Source organism: Bacillus sp. FJAT-28004, from assembly GCF_001280845.1.
GTDB lineage: Bacteria > Bacillota > Bacilli > Paenibacillales > Paenibacillaceae > Pristimantibacillus.
This window is the reverse complement of the sequence record NZ_LGHP01000001.1, coordinates 3385871-3406516: the sequence shown is the minus strand read 5'-3', so window position 1 is coordinate 3406516 and position 20646 is coordinate 3385871. Positions and strand designations below refer to the sequence as shown.

The window sequence follows — 20646 nt, the reverse complement described above, 5'->3', positions numbered from 1 at the left end:
ATGAAATGATAATAGGAGTGGAATCTTTTGTCTAAACTGAAGGTAATGACTATTTTTGGAACACGTCCTGAGGCAGTCAAGATGGCGCCGCTCGTACTTGAGCTCCAGAAGCGAGAGGATGAAATCGAATCGATCGTCTGCGTGACTGCGCAGCATCGCCAGATGCTTGATCAGGTGCTAGATTTTTTTGAAATTCATCCCAACTACGATTTGAATGTGATGAAGGATCGTCAAACGCTAACGGAGACGACTGTGCGCGTATTAGAGGGGCTTGATCCTGTTCTAACGCAAGCGAAGCCTGATATCGTGCTTGTTCACGGCGATACACAGACAACGTTTCTAGCGAGCTATGCAGCGTTTCTAAAGCAAATAAAAGTCGGCCACGTTGAGGCGGGACTTCGTACTTGGAATAAACTTTCTCCGTATCCGGAAGAAATGAATCGGCAGCTTGCCGGCGTGCTCTCAGATGTGCATTTTGCACCGACAGAATGGTCGGCGAACAATTTACGCAAAGAGAACAAGTCGGATGCTGCCATTTATGTGACTGGGAACACGGCTACAGACGTATTCCAATATACGGTGGACGAGTCCTTCTCGCATCCAGTCATCGACTGGGCGAAGGGAAAACGGATGATTCTCATGACAGCTCATCGGCGTGAAGCGCTAGGCGAGCCGCATCGCAACATTTTCAGAGCGGTGAAACGTATTGCCGACGAGCACGAGGATGTCGTTGTCGTGTATGCGGTACATCCAAATCCAGCCGTTAGGGAGCCTGCGAATGAGATTTTGGGCGATCACCCGCGTATTCGCTTGATTGACCCGCTTGATGTGTTCGAGTTCCATAATTTCTATCCACATGCCTTTATGATCATGACGGATTCTGGCGGTTTGCAAGAGGAGGCTCCGTCGTTTGGCGTGCCGACTCTCGTGCTTCGCGATACGACCGAGCGTCCTGAGGGGATTGAAGCAGGAACGTTAGAACTGGTCGGTACGAATGAGGAGCTGGTGTACAGCAGGGCACATGCGCTGCTAACCGATTCTCAGCTGTATTCTCGTATGAGCCAAGCGGCTAACCCTTATGGCGATGGCACCGCTTCCGAACGTATTGTAGATGCGATCTTGCATCATTTTGGCAGGCTAAAGGATCGTCCTGTTTCGTTCACAGAACGTTCATAGATTACACCGAGGTGATGAGCTGAGAGGCGAATGTACAGCATACAGTAGTACTGTACGGTTTTCGGGACGCACAACACCTTATGTATCAAGGGTTTTGGTCGATCAATTCACCAAAAGTTTGCAGTTAATTCAATTGACAAACGTGTTGTGGCTTGGATAAAATAAATGAGGATTGACAGGGGTATGAACCATGAATAAAAAGGACAGAAGGGACAATCCACTGCTCGCGGCCGGACTAGTCGGTGCACTCGGATTGCAAGTCGCTGTATGTATCTTTTTAGGCTATTGGATCGGCACTTCCCTCGGGAACCGTTTTGGTGACGCGAAGGGATGGGCGCTCGGTGGCATACTGGTCGGTCTGGCTGTCGGACTACTCTCAGCCATTCTGCTCGTTAAGAAGGTTATGGAGGACGCCGATGGATAAAATAATGAAGACAGCTTTACGTACGCTTATTTATGCAATGGCGGTATGCCTAATTGTATGGGCTTTCTTGCCGGACTGGCGTACGGTGGCTCTCGGTCTTCTTGTGGGATTGGCAGCAAGTTCCATGAATGCGTTTTTACTAAGACGCAGAGTAGAAATGGTCACCCTAGGAGCAGCGGGGGTTGGACCACGCAAGAGAGGTCTTGGTCTAGGAAACCGCATCGCAACAGTGTTGCTGGTTGCCATGATCGCCTATCGTTTTCCGGAGGATCTCAGCATGCCGGCCGCGTTAGCTGGCTGTATGGTCATGCCGTTTATTCTTTTGGTAGCAGCATATATTCACAATAAAAACAATCTTAGCGGAAAGGGGTGAAAATTTTAGATGCATGTATTTCCGGTGATACCACTCGGGCCGTTTAATATTGATCTCTCGACCTTGATAGCACTTGTGGTGTCAGTCATTGTGACGTTCTTGATCGCTAAGCTGGCTGTTCGCAACCTTTCGGTGGACAACCCGTCGAAGATGCAGAACTTCATGGAATGGGTAGTGGAGTTTGTACACAGCTTTATTGCTAGTACAATGCCGCTCAACCGTGTAAAGCCATTCTTGTCTCTAGGTCTAACGCTTATTATGTTCATATTTATCTCCAACGTGCTAGGCTTGCCATTCGGTATCGTTACTGAACCGCATCACGCGATGCCTTCGATAGGATTTACTGAAGAGATGTTAGAAGAGCATAAGGAAGTAGCATGGTGGAAATCACCAACGGCTGACATTTCAGTAACTGCTGGGCTTGCGCTTATCGTATTCGTGATCATCCATTTCCTTGGTTTGAAGCAGAATAGAAAGCACTACTTGAAGCATTACTTGCATCCGTTTCCGGTTTTCCTTCCAGTTAACTTGCTAGAAACAATCGCTAAGCCAGTAACACTTGCGCTTCGGTTGTTCGCTAACATCTTCGCAGGTGAAGTACTGATTGCAACAATCCTGATGCTGGGCTGGATTGGTACGCCGTTCCTGGTTGCATGGCAGGGCTTCAGTCTTTTTGTAGGCGGCATACAGGCTTTCTTGTTCACGATTCTGACGATGGTTTATATTTCACAATCAGCCATTCACGATGAAGAGGAAGCACATTAATTTTCGCTTTATGTCTTAATTCAACATTGAGGTTGGTTATACAAAAAAACAACAATTTTCGAGGAGGATTTTAAAAATGGAATTATTAGCAGCAGCTTTGGCAGTAGGTTTGGGTGCGATTGGCGCGGGCGTAGGTAATGGTATGATCGTTAGTAAAACAGTAGAAGGTATCGCTCGTCAACCAGAACTTCAAGGTAAATTGCAAACAACAATGTTTATCGGTGTAGGTATCGTCGAAGTTGTGCCTATCATCGGCGTAGTTATCGGTTTCTTGGCTTTCTTCCAAGCATAATATTTGAAACTGGCGGGGAAGGCCTTAGCCCTCTTCGCCTTCGTTATGATTAAGACAATATTGTGGTGAGAAAGGAGTGGCATCAATGGCATGGATTTGGGAATCGACAGTAATCGCAATGGTCGCGTTTGGCGTATTGTACTGGTTACTTAATAAGTATGCGTTCGGTCCGTTATTCGATGTAATGGAGAAGCGCAGACAGCTAGTTTTAGAGCAAATGAATACAGCTGAAAACAGCCGCAAAGCAGCCGATCAGCAAATGGAAGAGCAGAAGTTGGCACTCCAACAAGCTCGCAAAGAAGCTTATGAAATTATTGAGCAATCCAGAACGACGAGCTCGAAGCAAGCAGACGAGATCGTTCAAACGGCAAAAACAGAAGCATCCCGTCTGAAAGACGATGCTCTCAAAGATATCGAAAGCGAGAAAAACAAAGCTATTGCAGCGCTTCGTACAGAAGTTGGCGGCATCTCCGTGAAAATCGCGTCGAAAATTATTGAGAAGCAAGTGGATGAAAAATCACAAGAACAGCTTGTTGGTCAATATTTGAAAGAAGTTGGAAATAAATGAGCCGCGATGCAGTCGTAGCGAAGCGCTACGCTAAAGCACTGTTCGAGGTTGCGCTGCAGCAAAAGGTTGTTTCAGAGGTTGAGGAGCAGCTTAAGCTGATCGTGCAAGCTCTTGAGCAGGACGCTGACATTGAAAAATTTCTGTCTGTCCCAAGTATTGCTCCAGAACAAAAGATCGCCGTTCTCAAAGCAGCATTCGGTGATCGTGTATCTGCACTAGTTTTCAACACGGTACAGATTCTTATCACTCGCAGACGCCAAGATGTTATTGCTGATGTATATGCAGCATACACCAAGGTTGCGGGAGATTCGCTTGGTCAAGCGCATGCTACGGTTTATTCCGCACAAGCTATGTCTGATGATGAGCTTGCTAATGTAGCAGCACAGTTCGGACAATTGACCGGCAAAACTATTATTGCACAGCAAATCGTAGAACCATCTTTGCTAGGAGGCGTACAAGTACGCATCGGCGACCGTCTATATGATGGAAGCTTGTCCGGCAAGCTGGAACGTTTACAAAAATCGTTTAAAATCTAATGCACTGTAGATAGGGGTGAACGAATTGAGTATCAGACCTGATGAAATCAGCACGCTGATTAAACAACAGATCGAAAATTTTAAATCCGAAATTCAAGTCGTAGACGTCGGCACCGTAATCAATGTCGGTGACGGTATCGCCCGCGTACACGGTTTGGAAAATGCGATGCAGGGTGAATTGCTCGAATTCTCAAACGGTGTAGTCGGTATGGCTTTGAACCTCGAAGAAAGCAACGTCGGTGTCGTTATCCTTGGACCATACACGGATATTCGCGAAGGCGATCAAGTTAAACGTACAGGCCGTATCATGGAAGTACCTGTCGGCGAAGAGCTTCTTGGCCGCGTAGTAAATCCACTTGGTCAGCCACTAGATGGTAAAGGTCCAATCAACACGACTCAATTCCGTGCAATTGAATCTCCAGCACCAGGCGTAATCGACCGTAAATCGGTTCATGAGCCTATGCAAACAGGTATGAAAGCAATCGACGCAATGGTACCAGTAGGCCGCGGACAACGTGAGCTTATCATCGGTGACCGTCAAACGGGTAAAACTTCCATTGCAATCGATGCAATCATCAACCAAAAAGGCAACGGCGTAAAATGTATTTACGTTGCTGTTGGTCAAAAACAATCCACTGTTGCTAACGTAGTGGAAACACTTCGTCGCCACGGTGCTCTTGAATACACTATCGTAGTAACTGCTGGTGCATCTGAGCCGGCTCCATTGCTCTTCCTAGCTCCTTATGCTGGTTGTACAATGGGTGAGTACTTCATGTACAAAGGTGAGCATGTTCTTGTTATCTACGATGATCTATCGAAACAAGCCGCTGCTTACCGTGAGCTTTCACTCTTGCTTCGTCGTCCACCGGGTCGTGAAGCATACCCAGGTGATGTATTCTACCTTCACTCCCGTTTGCTAGAGCGTGCGGCTAAACTAAGCGACGCTAGAGGCGGCGGTTCAATGACGGCATTGCCATTCATTGAGACACAAGCATCCGACGTATCGGCATACATTCCTACGAATGTTATCTCGATTACAGACGGTCAAATCTTCCTAGAAGCAGATCTGTTCTATTCCGGTCAGCGTCCAGCGGTTAACGTTGGTATCTCTGTATCCCGTGTAGGTGGTTCCGCTCAAATCAAAGCAATGAAAAAGGTTGCTGGTACTCTTCGTCTGGATCTTGCGGCTTACCGTGAGCTTCAAGCGTTCTCGCAGTTCGGCTCAGACCTTGACAAATCGACGCTAGCTCGTCTTAACCGCGGTGCGCGCACGATGGAAATTCTTAAACAAGACGTTAACAAGCCGATGCCTGTTGAGAAGCAAGTTATCTCGATCTTCTCTGCTGTTAAAGGTCACTTGGATGAGATTCCAGTTGGCGATATCCTTCGCTTTGAGGAAGAGTTCCACGCGTACCTCGATTCGAACAGCCCTGAAATCGGCCAATCGATCCGCGATACGAAGGATCTTGTTGCGGATAACGAGAAAGCTCTCGTTGATGCTATCAATAAATTTAAGAAAAGCTTCTCTGTATCAGCATAATCCAGCAAATACGGGTGAAACTTATACCTTCTTATAATCCAATATAAATCTAAGCCCGTTCTTCATGTTCGGGCCTAGATAACTTTCTCCACCAACACCAGGCTTTGGAGCAGGTCCAAAGCAACAAAGGCGGGTGAAAACCAAATGGCAAAAGGTATGCGCGATATTAAACGCGAAATCAAGAGTAAACAAAATACGAAGCAGATTACGAAAGCAATGGAAATGGTTGCCGCTTCCCGTCTTAGAAAAGCACAAGAAGCAGCGCAAGCATCACGTCCATATGCTGAGAAGCTGAAGGAAGTTGTAGCAAGCATCGCAGCTGGTACTAAAGATGTGAAGCATCCTATGCTAGAGAAGCGTCCAGTGAAGAAAACGGGTTATCTCGTTATTACATCGGACCGCGGACTAGCAGGCGGCTACAATGCGAATATTCTTCGTAAAGTAACGCAAACGATTCGTGAGAATCATAAGTCGACTGATGAATATGTATTGTTCGTTATCGGACGGAAAGGTCGCGACTATTTCCGCCGCCGCAACATGACAATTGTTGAGGAAGTTATCGGCTTGCCAGATGCTCCAACATTCGCAGACATTAAATCGGTTGCTTATTCAGCCGTTAATATGTTCTCAGAAGGCGCTTATGATGAGTTGTACTTGTACTATAACGAATTCGTTAATGCGATTACTCAAGTGCCGACAGACGTACGTTTACTGCCGCTTGCAGAAGTAGGCGGGAACACGGCTGTCACATCGTATGAATACGAGCCATCACCGGAGGGCGTGCTTGAAGTGCTGCTGCCTAAATATGCGGAAACGCTCATTTACAGCGCAGTTCTAGACGGAAAAGCAAGTGAATTCGGGGCACGTATGACTGCCATGGGAAGCGCCACGAAAAACGCGACAAAAATCATCAACCAATTGACGCTCACTTACAATAGAGCGCGTCAAGCAGCGATTACACAAGAAATTTCCGAGATCGTTGCAGGGGCAAATGCCCAATCTTAATATATACACTGCAAGGGCCAGGCGCTTGCGATAAGCTGACCGGCGTGCAGTAACAAGAAGGAACCAGGAGGGAAAACCATGAAAAAAGGACATGTTGTATCCGTCATGGGTCCGGTCGTAGACTTAGAGTTCGAACGCGGCAATTTGCCGGAAATTTTGAACGCTGTCAAAATCGAGCAAAAGGGCGAAGCAGGCGGCATTGATATTAACTTGACGCTTGAAGTAGCCGTTCACCTCGGTGACAATAAGGTACGTGCCGTAGCTATGAGTACGACAGACGGTCTTGTACGCGGTATGATCGCTGTAGATACAGGCGCACCTATTACTATTCCGGTTGGTGCTTCTACGCTTGGTCGCGTATTTAACGTGCTAGGCCAACCAATTGACGAAGCTGGCGATGCTTCATCGGCAGTTAACCTTCCGATTCACCGCGCAGCACCTGCTTTCGACGAATTGTCCACGCAAGCGGAAATTCTTGAAACAGGCATTAAAGTAATCGATCTTCTTGCTCCATACGCAAAAGGCGGTAAAATCGGCCTCTTCGGCGGCGCAGGCGTAGGTAAAACGGTTACGATTCAAGAGCTTATTAACAACATCGCTCAAGAGCATGGCGGTATTTCCGTATTCGCGGGCGTTGGTGAGCGTACTCGTGAAGGAAATGACCTTTACCACGAGATGAAAGATTCCGGCGTACTAAGCAAAACAGCGATGGTATTCGGACAAATGAACGAGCCGCCAGGCGCACGTCAACGCGTTGCTTTGACAGGTCTGACAATGGCTGAGTATTTCCGTGACGAAGAAGGAAAAGACGTACTATTGTTCGTCGATAACATCTTCCGTTTCACGCAAGCAGGTTCCGAGGTTTCGGCCCTTCTAGGCCGTATGCCTTCCGCGGTAGGTTACCAGCCAACGCTGGCAACTGAAATGGGTCAATTGCAAGAGCGTATTACGTCTACGAAAAAAGGTTCGGTTACTTCGATCCAAGCGATCTATGTACCTGCCGATGACTATACGGATCCAGCTCCTGCAACGACGTTTGCCCACTTGGATGCAACGACAAACTTGGAGCGTAAAATCTCCGAGATGGGTATCTTCCCAGCGGTTGATCCACTCGCGTCGTCTTCACGTATCCTAAGCCCATCTGTTTTGGGTGCTGAGCACTATAACGTAGCTCAAGGCGTTAAGAAAATTCTTCAACGCTACAAAGAGCTTCAAGATATTATCGCAATTCTTGGTATGGATGAGCTAAGTGAAGAAGATAAATTGACCGTGTCTCGCGCACGTAAAATTCAACTTTTCCTTTCTCAACCGTTCCACGTTGCTGAGCCGTTCACAGGAACTAAAGGAAAATATGTACCTGTAAAAGAATCGGTTCGCAGCTTTAAAGAAATTCTCGAGGGCAAACATGACGACCTTCCGGAAGAAGCTTTCCGATATGTTGGTGTGATTGAAGAAGCCGTGGAGAAAGCCAAAACGCTTTAATAGCGAAAGGCGGGAGGAATCCACATGAGTTCTTTTTTAGTAGAGATTGTAACACCTGAGCGTAAAGTGTACGCAGAGACTGCGAATATGGTTAGTGTAACAGGCGTTGAAGGTGAACTTGGCATATTGCCAAATCACATTCCGCTTGTCACACCGCTTCGCATTGCACCTGTCGTTATCAAACGCGGTAATAAAGTAGATGTTGTTGCAGTTAATGGAGGCTTTATCGAGGTACGCAAGGATAAGATTGTTATTCTTGCCGAGAGCGCTGAGCTTGCAACTGATATTAATGTTGAACGTGCAGAAGCCGCTAAACAGCGTGCACAGCAACGTCTTGCTGCGAAGCAAGACCAAGTTGATTTCCGCCGTGCAGAGCTTGCTTTGCAGCGTGCGATGAATCGTCTGCATGTTAAACAAAAATAAGCATCATCCAGTAAAGCACTGTCAACGCCTTTAAGGCGCTGGCAGTGCTTTTTTTATTGGAATGAGAGATTGTGTTTAAAAGGAAAAGAATATATAACATCTAGAACTGACATTATAGTAGATGATGAATATTATATGTTAGGTTCTTACTAATATTCGTGTTTTAGCAGCAATCTGATGTGATATCTCTTATATCGTATGTGTTTTCGACAAAAAAACTAATAATTTGTATATTTTTCCCTCAATTATATGTTAATATAGTTAACATCATATACGATAGAAGTAGCGGGGGGAGAGCAATATGTTTGATTGGCTAGGTACGAAGGTAGGATTTCCACTCTGGGTTTCATGGCATTTGAATAAAGATATGAAAACAGATGTCGAGCAGAGCTTTGAGGGAATTGCCGAGACACGGAAGGAACTGCTCACTTCGTGGGCGACGGAATATTGGAATTATATCGACCAATTGGGGGACCAAATGGCAGTGTTCCTTGCTCAAAACAAAGATTTCAATACTTCTACCGTACAGTCACAAATAGAAAGACTATTTGAAAGAACATATGCTCGAGCGATTGATATAACCGAACTATTTTTGCTAGATGCGAAGCAAACTGTCATAAGCTCCACTCACAAGCCACATATTGGAACACGCTATCAGGAAGACAGCAGTTTGCAGCTTGGACTTGCTTATACTAAGCAGGCGAGCAGCTCTCGTCGATGTCTGTATGGTCCCTATAGTGATTCGCTAACTTTAAAGCTGGGGGCGCGCTCTTCATCTTTTCACGATAAAATGACTTTGCTATTTATGCTTCCGATTTCGGTAAGTGGGAGCTTTGTAGGCACATTATGCGGACGCGTGCCTAATGATGTTCTTGGAGACTTGATTCAGCGCGAATCAGGGCACGTCTATCCAGATTCCGGTGACAATTATATATTTATGGCGAAGGCAGGATTGAATACTCAAATAGCGCCAGGAACGGCTCTTTCCAGAAGCCGGTTCGAGGATCGGACATTCACACATGGTGAAAATCTCAAAGACGGTGTAACAACCGATTGGGGCAAAGTTTCGATCAAGGAGCATACAGAACTTGAAATCATCTTTACTGACCCGGCAACAGGGCAGCTTCATCCGGGGGTAGCGAATACGATTGGCAATGGCAGCAACCTATTCGTGGAATATCCGGGTTATTCCGATTATCGGCATATATCTGTTATTGGTAAGGGGGTAACGTTTCAGTTGCCGCATTGTCCAGACAAATGGGGGATGATGTGCGAGGGTGATTTGGAGGAAGTGTACCGGATTCGCAGTATAGGCTGGAGACAACGTAAGCTGCAGCTTATGTCGATTGTGAGTGTAAGTATTTTGACAGTTTTACTGATCTTACTTCTCTCAGTTCATGCTCCTGTTTGGGTAACTGCAACATCGGTAGGCATACTCCATCTTATATTTGGATTGTTATTTAGCAGTTCCCTGCAGAAGAGGGAGTCGAAGCGTGTCGTATCACATCTGCGTCAGATTAACCGTTTTATTCGAATAAATGCAGAAGGAAAAGGCGATTTGACGCAGCGTCTGCAACTAAGTGATTTTGATAACGATGAATCCAAGGAATTAGCTAAATGGATCAACAATATGATAGATTCACTGGAAGGTATTATGCTTCAGGTTAGGCTTGCCTCCTCAGATGTTCTATCCAGCCAGCTTGTGCTGAATGAGTCGGCAGCCGTCACATCGGCCTCGACGGAACGGGTTAGCGGGAAAGTATCCGATATGATTGGAAGCATTAGATTGCAATTGAAGGATATTGATATGGCGAAGGATGCGGCAGGCGATATGCAGGCAACACTGAGACAGATTGAGGAACAAGCAGCTGAGCAGATTGAGGTAGCCAAAGCCGAGGTTGATCGCATTGGTGAAAAGATGCATCACATTTCTGCCAAGGTAGGAGAGACCAACGGCACTATCCATAAATTTATGGATACAGTGCAGGAAATACAAGGGGTTTTGCATGTCATCGAAGAAATATCAGCACAAACAAATTTATTGGCGCTTAATGCATCGATCGAGGCAGCAAGGGTTGGCGAGCAAGGAAGAGGTTTTGCGGTTGTGGCATCAGAAATCCGCAAGCTTGCAGATATGACCAAAAAATCGACCGAAGAAGTGCATGAAATTACTCGTCATATTTATGATGAGGCGAAGCAAGCCTACGCTTCTATGGATGAAGGCACACGAGTGGTCGAGGAAGGCAATCAGCTTGTCGCTGCAGCAGCCAGTACGCTTGCCTCCGCGCATGCTGAGGATCTTCGCAAGACGCAGGTTGTTGATGAGGTCGTACAGCTTATGGAGAAAATTGCACTCGTAAGTAGAGAAAATCGGAAGATTTCTTCCGATGTGGAAAGTAAAGTACAAGAGCTCATTGGCGAAATGACAAACGTGAAGCAAACGTCACAGAGTGTGGAGTCGATTACGACGCTGCTTCAGCAGCTTGTTGGTCAGTTTAAGCTGACAGAATCGCGAATTCGATAGATGAATGGATATAGGGTCGCAGAAATCCGTACCAAAACGGATCTGCGGCTCTTTTTTGTGCCATGGTCACAAGTATTCAAAATGTCTCAATACATAATTATGCCATGGAAGAGTTATCCTAAGAAACAATCCAAGCCATGAGTCAGAAAGGAGAGGGGTATATGTTCCGAACTTACAGGCAAGGCAATAGCAGCACCGGCAATAAGGCTGACAAGCGCCTAACCAAAGCTGAGATGCATGAGAAGGAACAACTTCAGCCTTTTGCGGAGAAAGCCCTTTTCACTTCTCTGGATCAGAATATGGAGGCTATGAAGCGTGAGCTAGGAGAGAGTCAGGATATTATCTATCGTGAGCTGAAGTTAACAGATATAGGACAAACCAAAGCGCTCATTGTTTATGTGCAAGGGATGGTTGATGATGAACGTCTCGACCATTTCGTCATACAACCGCTGCATATAGGGAGATATCCGGAGGATGTTGATTTAGAGCCTGCTGAGCTGCTTGCCTTTATGAAAAACAACTTGCTTTCAACGGGCATAATTAACGATTTATGTGATTGGAAGTTGTTGTTTCAAAAACTGTTTATGGGTTATTGCATCATCATGGTAGAGGGAGCAATCCATGCGATAGGAACCAACGTTGTAGGCGGAGCAAGGCGAAGCGTAGAAGAACCAAAAACCGAAATGGCCATACGTGGACCAAGGGAAGGCTTTACGGAGTCCATTCGAACAAATACATCCCTGATTCGCAGGAAAATACGGAGCCCCAAGCTGTGGATGGAGCAATGGACGATCGGAGAGATTTCGCAAACCCCTGTATGTATTATGTACATCAAAGGTTTGGCGGATGATAATGTGCTCACAGATTTAAGAGAACGATTGGAAGAGATACAGATTGACGGCATCTTGGAATCTGGTTATATCGAGGAACTGATTACGGATCAGAAGTGGTCACCATTTCCTACCATTATGAGTGTTGAACGGCCGGATGCTGTGGCAGGCAATCTGCTGGAAGGTCGAATAGCAATTTTTGTTGATGGAACACCTTTTGTTCTGATCGCACCCACGATATTAAATATGTTTTTTCAAGCGTCCGAAGATTATTATCAGCGGTTTGATATAGCGACATTTCTGCGGCTGCTTCGTTTTGTATCCTTTTTAATCGCACTGCTTATGCCGTCGATTTATGTCGCAATCGTTGGATATCATCAGGAAATGATACCGACGCAGCTGCTGCTCAAGCTTGCCGCACAGCGGGAGGGCGTGCCTTTCCCTGCTTATTTGGAAGCTTTTATTATGGAATTTGTATTTGAAATATTGCGGGAAGCCGTTGTGAGAATGCCGAGCGCCGCAGGGAATACGATATCGATCGTTGGGGGTCTTGTTATCGGGCAATCGGTCGTAGAGGCGGGAATTGTCTCTCCGGCAGTCGTTATCGTCGTTTCTTTCACGGCGATCGCGAGCTTCGTATCTCCTAACTACAGTCTTGGAATTGCAGCAAGGCTGCTGCGCTTTCTGCTGCTTCTAGCCGCCTCCACGCTTGGTTTTTATGGGATTGGGCTAGTTGTGCTGCTGCTTCTGCTGCATTTGAGTAATTTAAGATCGTTTGGCATGCCGTATATTAAACCGTTTGCTCCAATGTATCTAAAAGATATGAAGGATACGCTAGTGCGGGCTCCCCTTTGGATGATGCGTGAGCGTCCACAGCAGCTCGCATCTGATAATAGAATTAGACAAGATATTGATTTGGAGCATAGGAAGGAGCCGCAGCAATGAGCAAAGGCAGCACCAATGCGAGGAATCGGTTTTTAGCGTTCAGGAAAATAGGACGAAAACTGGTTCTTGCATGGATCATTTGCATGATGCCATTATTAAGCGGCTGTTGGGATTTACGCTATTTGGACAGACTCGGAGTCGTACTTGCTTTAGGGGTTGATGAAGACCCTTCGGGTAAAAATAAGCTGGAGCTGACGGTTCAGGTCGTATTGCCGCAAAACGTCGCAGCGGAAGCCAAGGGAAGTATAGGTGGTACAGCGGTGACGACGTTTACTGAAAAAGGAGATACATTATTCGAGGCGATCCGAAAAATGTCGACAAAAACGTCTAGGCGGCTTTTTTTCTCACACACGCAAATGTTGATTATTAGTGAGAAAATGGCGAAAAAAGGGATTTATCCATTAGTGGACTTAATAGAGAGAAACCCGGATATACGTACGGATATTTCTGTTATCGTTACTCGCGGAGTGAGGGCGAAGGATATGCTGCAACTAACGACTCAAATGGAATCGATCCCTGTTAATCAACTGCGTGAGATGGTTGAGGTGAACCAGTCTGCCTATGCGTCGGGCTACGTCGTGAAGGTTAAAGAATTAACGAGGTTATTGGGGGGAGGGAAGCAGCAGGCTGTATTACCTTCTGTTCGCATTGAAGGAAATAAGGAGGAGGGCCACTCGAACGATAATACAAACAGTATACCTGCGAAGGCCATTCCCGTGCTGTCAACGATGGCGGTGTTTCGCGAAGGCAAACTTATTGATTATTTGAAACCTAGGGATTCAAGAGGGTTATCCTGGCTTCAAAACAAAGTGGAAAGCACCGTCATAAAGATGGGATGCCCGGAAACGGAGGGGGAGCTAATTGTTGAGGTGCAGGATACAGCGACAGTGTATAAAGTCAAACAAGGCCCAGATGGCAATCCAACCATTGAGGTCCATATAAGTGTAGTGGGCGGTATTCAAGAGATCATGTGCCACGGCGTCAACATTTCTGACGAAAAGGTGCTGGTCACTGTCGGCAAAATGACAAGTAAAGCGATCGAGGAAGAGGTAGCGGGCACTATCAATAGTTTGCAGAAAAAATTCCGTTCGGATGTATTAGGTTGGGGGAAAGAGGTCTATTTCAATGAGCCCAACATTTGGAGGAAAATCGAAGGAGATTGGGAAGACATATTCCCTCAAGTGAAAAGTAAAGTAATCTGTTCGACAACAATAACAGGATCAGGTATACGGGGCGAATCTATATCGAAATGAGTGAACAGTATGATGGTTCTCATTGTCATTTTCGTATTTGCCGCTGCGGTTGGTACGGCAATATGGAAACGCAACAGCCAAAATAACCGTCAGCGCGAGGGGGGCTGGGCATTGGTTATTTTGGCAATAGGGGTGGGAATTATGGCGGCAAAACATCTGCATCTCCCGATACCCAATCCGGCAGATTGGATTACAGCTATTTTCTCGCCTGTATATAAACCTATATTAAAGTGGTTAGAGGAGGGGGCGCAGTAGAGATGAGTAAATATGCAGGAATAAACAATGCCGAGATTACATCGGGGCAATGCGCCAAAATACTGTTTTTATTTGCACTTGGAAGTGCAGCGCTCATATTGCCAACACTGGTAACGTCGATTGCCAAGCAGGACGGATGGATTTCGATGGTGCTCGCAGGACCATTTAATTATTTCATTCTGCTGATCTACCTAGCGCTTGCTGAACGTTTTCCTAGGCTGACTTTGGCTCAATACTCAGAAAAACTGCTGGGGGTTTGGCTTGGGAAGGCGCTGACTTTACTGTATATTTTTTATTTTTTACTGCTCAGTGCATTGGTACTTCGAAATATATCCGATTTTATGAATTTGTCCGTATTGCCACAAACTCCAGAGTGGTTCATTAATCTCACATTCATGATTGTTATAATATATGGTGTTTTTTTGGGTATAGAAACGATTTCAAGAACGGGTGAGATTCTATTCAGCTGGTCTATATTGGTCATTGGACTTGTTATCTTTGCATTGTTCAATCAATTTAATTTTCAGAACTTTGAACCTTTCTTGTATGAGGGTTGGTTAAGGCCGATCAAGGGGATATATCCGATTCTGGGGTTCCCTATTGCGGAATTTGTATTTATTACAATGATTTTTCCGCTTGTGCGGCAGGAGGATCGCAAAAAATTAAGAAAATCACTCAAGCTCTCTGTTGTTGCCATTGCATTTGTGAGTACGCTGATTACGATTTTTTTGGTTGCTGTAATGGGCGTTCAAGAAGCGAGCAGAAGCCCGTTTGCCGTCTATGATATGGCGAAAAATATTAATATCGAAGAGATATTGGTACGTGTTGAAATATTAGTTGCGATGGTCTGGATCGGAACAGTCTTTATGAAGCTTGCACTTTGCGTCTATGTACTGACGGTCTTAACTGCTCAAATGGTTAATCTTTCTACATATCGACCATTGGTTATTCCCTATTCATTTGTCATTGTGCCTATCTCGTTGATGGTTTATCGGAATGCTGCTCATGCGCATGAGTTTAGCATAGGAGGCTGGACGATTTACAGCTTACTGCATGGTTTTGTTATGCCATTATTGCTGCTGCTGGTTGCCGTTATTAGAGGGAAAAAGGATATGAGCGATGGGCGGTTTAAAGATGAGCAGGGGTCTAATAGTCGCAGACAGAAGGATAGTGAAGCAGCAGAAGGAAATTCAGATATAACGAACAAGGAACCTGCCTACGATGCAACTCCATCATAGACGGCAGTGGAAGCATTTGTTATAATTGTGAGGAAAATTGACCAAGCGGCTACCTACTCGAATTGACGGAGGCGATCGTGTGGAACACTACTCCAATAATTATGTCGTCGTGGCTATTTTTATCGTGCTTGGCATCTTGCTTCCAGTAGTTGCATTGACTGTAGGAAGACTGCTAAGGCCGAATAAGCCAAATGAGCTCAAGCAAACCACCTATGAAAGTGGCAATGAGCCGGTAGGTGAGGGACAGGTCCGTTTTAACATTCGCTATTACTTGTTTGCGCTAATGTTTGTCATCTTTGATGTAGAAACCGTTTTCTTATATCCTTGGGCCGTTGCATATAATAAGCTCGGCTTATTTGTGCTAGTCGAAATGTTGATTTTTGCGGGAATGCTGCTTATTGGTCTTCTATATGCCTGGAAAAAGAAGGTGCTGAAATGGAATTCAGTTTAGAATCAATTTCGTTAGAGGAACGCAAAGAGCTGGAACGCAACGTATTTATGGGCACCTTGGAGCAATTGAAGGCTTGGGCTAGAAGCAACTCGTTATGGCCGCTCACATTCGGTCTTGCTTGCTGCGCGATTGAAATGATGGGAACGGGCGCATCGCATTATGATCTGGACCGCTTTGGGGTCATGTTCCGAACCTCGCCGCGGCAGTCCGATGTTATGATTGTGGCCGGTACAGTTACGAAAAAGATGGGGCCACTTTTAAGGAGGCTTTATGATCAAATGCCAGAGCCGAAGTGGGTTATCGCAATGGGATCCTGTGCAACGGCCGGCGGACCTTATATTAAATCCTATTCAGTCATAAAAGGCGTCGATCAAATCGTACCCGTTGATGTGTATATTCCAGGTTGTCCGCCTAACCCGGCAGCGCTGATCTATGGCATTAATAAGCTGCAGGAGAAAATCCGCTATGAAGCGAAGACTGGGAAGCGGGTGACCGGTCGATGAGTGAAGATGAGAAGCCGGTCACTGAGACGCCACCTGTAGACGCGGAGCGTGAAGCCAAGCTGAAGGCTGCTGCCGAGGCGCGCGCTGCAAGGGCTGCAGCAAAGGCCAAGGCTGAAGCGGAAGCTGGGTCGAATATAACAGAGCCAGAACAGCCTAAAGCTCCCTCCCCAAGACAGCCCGAGCTCGATGCTATTGTAGCGCTCCTGAAACAGGAGGTAGCTGATGCTGCGGTTGAGGATGCCTATCTAAATGAATTAAACGGCGATATGCCGATGATTTTTGTAAACAACGCACACTGGCGGGAAGCTGCAAGGCTGCTCAAAGAGCATGAGCAGCTGCAATTCAATTATTTGCGTAATGTGTCAGGTGTTGATTACGAGACGCATATAGAAGTGGTTTATCATATGATCTCGCTCGGAACCAAAAGAGAGGTCGCGATAAAGATAAAGGCTGATAGAGAAGCATCAGCCGTATATTCTGCGACACCAGTCTGGGCAACAGCCAATTGGAATGAACGTGAAATATATGATTTACTTGGAGTTGATTTTCCTGGACACCCCGACATGCGGCGGATCATGATGCCCGACGACTGGGTGGGCCACCCGCTGCGCAAAGATTATGAATCGATAGATTCGGAGGTGTAGGCAGCCCTTGATCCGTACAGAAGAACTGCTCTTAAATGTAGGTCCTCAGCATCCAAGCACACATGGCGTATTCCGGATAATCGTTAAGCTCGATGGTGAAGTAATAACCGAAGCGACACCTGTCATGGGTTATTTGCACCGAGGTACCGAGAAGATCGCGGAAAACTTAAATTTCACACAAATCATCCCCTACACCGATCGAATGGATTACGTATCAGCGATGACTAACAATTACGTACTCGTACATGCAGTTGAAACGATGATGGGGCTTGAAGTACCGCAGCGGGCGGAGTATCTTAGGCTTCTCGTCATGGAACTGCAGCGTATAGCAAGCCATCTTGTTTGGTGGGGAACTTACCTGCTTGATATCGGGGCAATGAGTCCGTTTCTTTACGCATTCCGTGACAGGGAAATTATTATCGATTTATTTAATGAGCTGTGCGGTGCAAGATTAACTTATAACTACATGCGAGTCGGCGGAGTAAAGTGGGATGCGCCTCCTGGCTGGCTGGATAAGGTGCGAGACTTTATTCCTTATATGGAGAATAAGCTGCAAGAGTACGATAAGCTCGTCAGCGGCAACGAAATTTTCCTTGCCCGTATTAAGGGGATAGGAAAATATGATGCAGCAACAGCAATTGACTACGGCTTATCGGGAGCTAATTTACGATGTACAGGGGTAGACTTTGATATTCGCAAGGCCGAGCCATACAGCTTGTACAGCCAATTCGAATTTGATGTGCCGCTAGGAAAAGTCGGGGATTGTTATGATCGTTATCGTATTCGGCTGGAAGAAATTCGCCAAAGCTTGCGTATTTTGAAGCAGGCACTGGATCAATTTCCTACTGGCGGGGAGACGATGGGCAAGGTTCCACGTGCAATCAGACCCCCTGCTGGCGAAGTGTATGTGCGAATTGAATCGCCGCGCGGCGAAATTGGCTGCCATATCGTATCCAAAGGAAAAGCAGAACCTTATAGACTCAAATTCAGAAGACCGTCATTCGTCAATTTGCAAATACTGCCGAAGCTGCTCGTAGGCGAAACGATGACGAACCTCATTACGATACTGGGCGGCATTGATATTGTCGTCGGGGAGGTCGATTGCTAATGCAGTCATGGCTTAACCAATCGCTAACTTGGGGAAATGCACTTGTGCTGTTCCTTTGGGCTGTCGTATTCTTATTCATCGTGCTTGGCTTCGTCACGTACGCAATTTATTTCGAGCGTAAGGTAATAGGCTGGATGCAGCTTCGCATCGGTCCCAATCGCGTAGGCCCATTTGGCTTGCTGCAGACTGTAGCTGATATTTTTAAGCTGCTTATCAAGGAGGACACGATACCGCGCAAGGCTGATCGGGCGTTGTTCATTCTTGCACCTGCTCTAGCTTACATACCAGCCTTCTCCGTGCTGGCAGTGCTGCCCTATACGCAAAATTTATATTTTGCAGATTTGAATGTCGGTTTGCTTTATTATGTTGCTTTGTCGGGTATCTCGACGCTTGCAATCGTGCTTGGCGGCTGGGCGTCTAATAATAAGTATGCGCTCCTTGGGGGTATGCGCTCGGCAGCACAAATGATAAGCTATGAGGTACCGCTCGTTATTTCGGTAGTAGGCGTTATTTTACTCAGCGGTAGTTTGAATCTACGCGATATTGTAGCGGCGCAGGATGGCGGCTGGTTTTGGGACTGGAATTTCATTCCTCAAATTATCGGTTTCATTATTTTTATTATTGCAGCTGTATCGGAGCTCAATCGTACGCCCTTTGATTTGCCGGAGGCGGAATCTGAGCTTGTTGCAGGTTATCACGTAGAATATAGCGGCTTTCGCTTTGCGTTTTTTATGCTCTCGGAATACGTGTACGTTTATGCGATTGCTGCTTTAACAACGGTGCTGTTTCTGGGCGGCTGGCACGCACCGGCACCATTTCTTGATTTTGTACCGGGGATTATATGGTTTTTGCTCAAATTTGCGTTTATTGTGTTTTTCTTATTTTGGATTCGCGCTACACTGCCGCGCATACGGGTGGATCAGCTCATGGGTCTTGGCTGGAAGGTATTGCTTCCGGTGTCGCTGCTTAATGTGTTTCTAACGGCTGTATATTTGGAGCTGTTTATTAAGAACTAGCAAAGGGGAGAAGGAAATGAAAGGAATGCTGCAAGGACTGGGTGTAACGCTCAAATCAATGACGGCTCCAAAAGTGACCACCTCCTATCCTGACGTGCCTTTTGTCATGCCGGATCGGTTCCGTGGCATTCAGCACTTTATTCCGGATTTATGTATCGTTTGCAACCAGTGCGCACGCATTTGTCCAACAGACTGCATAACGCTAACAGGCAAACCGAACCCAGATCCTGATAAAAAGGGCAAGGTAATCGATACGTTTGATATTAATTTTGAAATATGCATCTTGTGTGACCTGTGCACCGAGGTTTGTCCAACCGAAGCGATCGTCATGTCCAATCATTTTGAACTGGCGACCTTCAGCCGCGATGATTTGTTCAAGGATGCAGAGTGGCTGACAGACAATAACACACTTACTCGGCAGGACAATAACAATATCGGAGCGCCGGCCAAAGGGGGCGCAAAATAGTTGTTCAATATTGCATTCACAGGCGAATTTGTCGCTTTCTTTATTTTCTCAGTAATCATGATATGCGGTGCTGTGCTAATGATCAGCCTTGAGAAGGTCGTACATATGGTCATCTCTATGGCAGCTGTTTTTTTAGGCTTAGCAGGGATGTTCGTGCTGCTTGAGGCGGAGTTCGTCGCTTTCGTTCAGGTACTTATATATGCTGGAGCTGTGTCCATTCTAATGATATTCGGCATTATGATGACGAAGCATCATGCAGGTGAGCGTGAGCCGGTTAAACCGCTGCATGAGACGCTTGCCGCAGTAGGCGCGCTCAGCTTGTTCGGCTTATTGTTCTATGCGATCCGATCTACGACATTTCCGGAGCCTCAGCCATTTCAGCCTGGAGAAGACAATACGATGGCAATTGGCGAGCTCCTATATACAGGGTATGTGATACCGTTCGAGCTGCTCTCGGTGCTTCTGACGGTAGCTTTTATCGGAGCAATCGTGCTTGCCAAAAAGGAGGAGGAATAATTACATGCTTCCTTCCTATTTAACGATGGCGGCTATTCTGTTTTGTATCGGGTTATATGGCGCGTTAGTGAAAAGAAATGCGGTAGTCGTTCTGCTCTCGCTTGAGCTTATGCTGAACGCGGTTAATTTGAATTTAGTTGCCTTTTCGAAGTACGGTGTTGTTCCGTCCTTGACTGGTCAAATTTTTTCTTTATTTACGATTACGGTCGCTGCGGCTGAAGTTGCAATCGGAGTAGCTATATTAATTGCATTGTTCCGATTGCGCGGGACAGTTAATGTCGATGAGTTTGACAAAATGAGGAGGTAGCGCAGC

General features: G+C 46.2%; 24 protein-coding genes. All 24 read left to right on the top strand.

All coding sequences use genetic code 11. From position 1 onward, the window contains the following. Window positions 1-27 precede the first annotated feature (27 nt). The 24 genes from wecB to nuoK all read left to right on the top strand — a co-directional run bounded on the left by wecB (window position 28) and on the right by nuoK (window position 20640). Window positions 28-1176 carry a non-hydrolyzing UDP-N-acetylglucosamine 2-epimerase gene (gene wecB / locus AC787_RS14750; protein ID WP_054025466.1) on the top strand — a complete coding sequence of 383 codons (1149 nt, stop codon included), beginning with the start codon at window positions 28-30 and terminating at the stop codon, window positions 1174-1176. Window positions 1177-1366: 190 nt separating this feature from the next. After that, entirely contained in the window at window positions 1367-1600 is a 234-nt protein-coding gene (locus tag AC787_RS14745; RefSeq protein WP_054025465.1) for an AtpZ/AtpI family protein, read from the top strand. Next, window positions 1593-1973, top strand: a complete 381-nt coding sequence (locus tag AC787_RS14740) for an ATP synthase subunit I (RefSeq protein WP_054025464.1) — start codon at window positions 1593-1595, stop codon at window positions 1971-1973. Before AC787_RS14745 ends, AC787_RS14740 begins: the two co-directional genes overlap by 8 nt. 9 nt (window positions 1974-1982) lie before the next feature. Next, the gene (atpB, locus tag AC787_RS14735) at window positions 1983-2738 is read left to right on the top strand and encodes a F0F1 ATP synthase subunit A (RefSeq protein ID WP_054025463.1); all 756 of its coding nucleotides are present in this window, start codon (window positions 1983-1985) and stop codon (window positions 2736-2738) included. Window positions 2739-2814: 76 nt separating this feature from the next. After that, window positions 2815-3030 (top strand): F0F1 ATP synthase subunit C, encoded by a 216-nt coding sequence (gene atpE, locus AC787_RS14730; RefSeq protein ID WP_054025462.1) that lies wholly within the window; start codon window positions 2815-2817, stop codon window positions 3028-3030. Window positions 3031-3115: 85 nt separating this feature from the next. Next, window positions 3116-3598 carry a F0F1 ATP synthase subunit B gene (atpF, locus tag AC787_RS14725; RefSeq protein ID WP_054025461.1) on the top strand — a complete coding sequence of 161 codons (483 nt, stop codon included), beginning with the start codon at window positions 3116-3118 and terminating at the stop codon, window positions 3596-3598. Then, complete coding sequence (locus AC787_RS14720; RefSeq protein WP_054025460.1) at window positions 3595-4134, top strand: F0F1 ATP synthase subunit delta; 540 nt, start codon at window positions 3595-3597, stop codon at window positions 4132-4134. The genes atpF and AC787_RS14720 overlap by 4 nt, the downstream gene beginning before the upstream one ends. A 25-nt stretch (window positions 4135-4159) precedes the next feature. Beyond that, the gene (atpA, locus tag AC787_RS14715) at window positions 4160-5674 is read left to right on the top strand and encodes a F0F1 ATP synthase subunit alpha (protein ID WP_054025459.1); all 1515 of its coding nucleotides are present in this window, start codon (window positions 4160-4162) and stop codon (window positions 5672-5674) included. A gap of 144 nt (window positions 5675-5818) precedes the next feature. Next, complete coding sequence (atpG, locus tag AC787_RS14710) at window positions 5819-6679, top strand: ATP synthase F1 subunit gamma (RefSeq protein WP_054025458.1); 861 nt, start codon at window positions 5819-5821, stop codon at window positions 6677-6679. Between the two features lie 78 nt (window positions 6680-6757). After that, window positions 6758-8161 (top strand): F0F1 ATP synthase subunit beta, encoded by a 1404-nt coding sequence (gene atpD, locus AC787_RS14705; protein ID WP_054025457.1) that lies wholly within the window; start codon window positions 6758-6760, stop codon window positions 8159-8161. Window positions 8162-8185: 24 nt separating this feature from the next. Continuing rightward, window positions 8186-8584: a F0F1 ATP synthase subunit epsilon gene (locus AC787_RS14700; RefSeq protein ID WP_054025456.1), complete on the top strand. Its 399-nt coding sequence runs from the start codon at window positions 8186-8188 to the stop codon at window positions 8582-8584. 301 nt (window positions 8585-8885) lie between these two features. After that, window positions 8886-11108, top strand: a complete 2223-nt coding sequence (locus tag AC787_RS14695; RefSeq protein ID WP_054025455.1) for a methyl-accepting chemotaxis protein — start codon at window positions 8886-8888, stop codon at window positions 11106-11108. 161 nt (window positions 11109-11269) lie between these two features. Beyond that, window positions 11270-12883 (top strand): spore germination protein, encoded by a 1614-nt coding sequence (locus AC787_RS14690; protein WP_161807541.1) that lies wholly within the window; start codon window positions 11270-11272, stop codon window positions 12881-12883. Continuing rightward, a complete protein-coding gene (locus tag AC787_RS14685) occupies window positions 12880-14136 on the top strand; it encodes a Ger(x)C family spore germination protein (protein ID WP_054025454.1) in 1257 nt (418 codons plus the stop codon). Before AC787_RS14690 ends, AC787_RS14685 begins: the two co-directional genes overlap by 4 nt. Window positions 14137-14145: 9 nt before the next feature. Then, window positions 14146-14391: a hypothetical protein gene (locus tag AC787_RS14680; RefSeq protein WP_054025453.1), complete on the top strand. Its 246-nt coding sequence runs from the start codon at window positions 14146-14148 to the stop codon at window positions 14389-14391. A 2-nt stretch (window positions 14392-14393) separates the two neighbouring features. After that, window positions 14394-15629 (top strand): GerAB/ArcD/ProY family transporter, encoded by a 1236-nt coding sequence (locus AC787_RS14675; protein ID WP_054025452.1) that lies wholly within the window; start codon window positions 14394-14396, stop codon window positions 15627-15629. Between the two features lie 79 nt (window positions 15630-15708). Next, the gene (locus AC787_RS14670; protein ID WP_054025451.1) at window positions 15709-16080 is read left to right on the top strand and encodes an NADH-quinone oxidoreductase subunit A; all 372 of its coding nucleotides are present in this window, start codon (window positions 15709-15711) and stop codon (window positions 16078-16080) included. Beyond that, entirely contained in the window at window positions 16065-16583 is a 519-nt protein-coding gene (locus tag AC787_RS14665; RefSeq protein WP_053373768.1) for a NuoB/complex I 20 kDa subunit family protein, read from the top strand. Before AC787_RS14670 ends, AC787_RS14665 begins: the two co-directional genes overlap by 16 nt. Then, window positions 16580-17227, top strand: a complete 648-nt coding sequence (locus AC787_RS14660; RefSeq protein WP_082360777.1) for an NADH-quinone oxidoreductase subunit C — start codon at window positions 16580-16582, stop codon at window positions 17225-17227. The genes AC787_RS14665 and AC787_RS14660 overlap by 4 nt, the downstream gene beginning before the upstream one ends. 7 nt (window positions 17228-17234) lie before the next feature. Continuing rightward, a complete protein-coding gene (locus tag AC787_RS14655; RefSeq protein WP_054025450.1) occupies window positions 17235-18335 on the top strand; it encodes an NADH-quinone oxidoreductase subunit D in 1101 nt (366 codons plus the stop codon). Continuing rightward, window positions 18335-19351: an NADH-quinone oxidoreductase subunit NuoH gene (gene nuoH, locus AC787_RS14650; protein ID WP_054025449.1), complete on the top strand. Its 1017-nt coding sequence runs from the start codon at window positions 18335-18337 to the stop codon at window positions 19349-19351. Before AC787_RS14655 ends, nuoH begins: the two co-directional genes overlap by 1 nt. Window positions 19352-19367: 16 nt before the next feature. Beyond that, a complete protein-coding gene (gene nuoI / locus AC787_RS14645; RefSeq protein ID WP_054025448.1) occupies window positions 19368-19817 on the top strand; it encodes an NADH-quinone oxidoreductase subunit NuoI in 450 nt (149 codons plus the stop codon). Beyond that, window positions 19818-20333, top strand: coding sequence for an NADH-quinone oxidoreductase subunit J (locus AC787_RS14640; RefSeq protein ID WP_054025447.1), 516 nt, complete (start codon window positions 19818-19820; stop codon window positions 20331-20333). A 4-nt stretch (window positions 20334-20337) separates the two neighbouring features. Beyond that, window positions 20338-20640 carry an NADH-quinone oxidoreductase subunit NuoK gene (gene nuoK, locus AC787_RS14635; RefSeq protein WP_054025446.1) on the top strand — a complete coding sequence of 101 codons (303 nt, stop codon included), beginning with the start codon at window positions 20338-20340 and terminating at the stop codon, window positions 20638-20640. The last annotated feature ends 6 nt before the right edge of the window (window positions 20641-20646 follow it).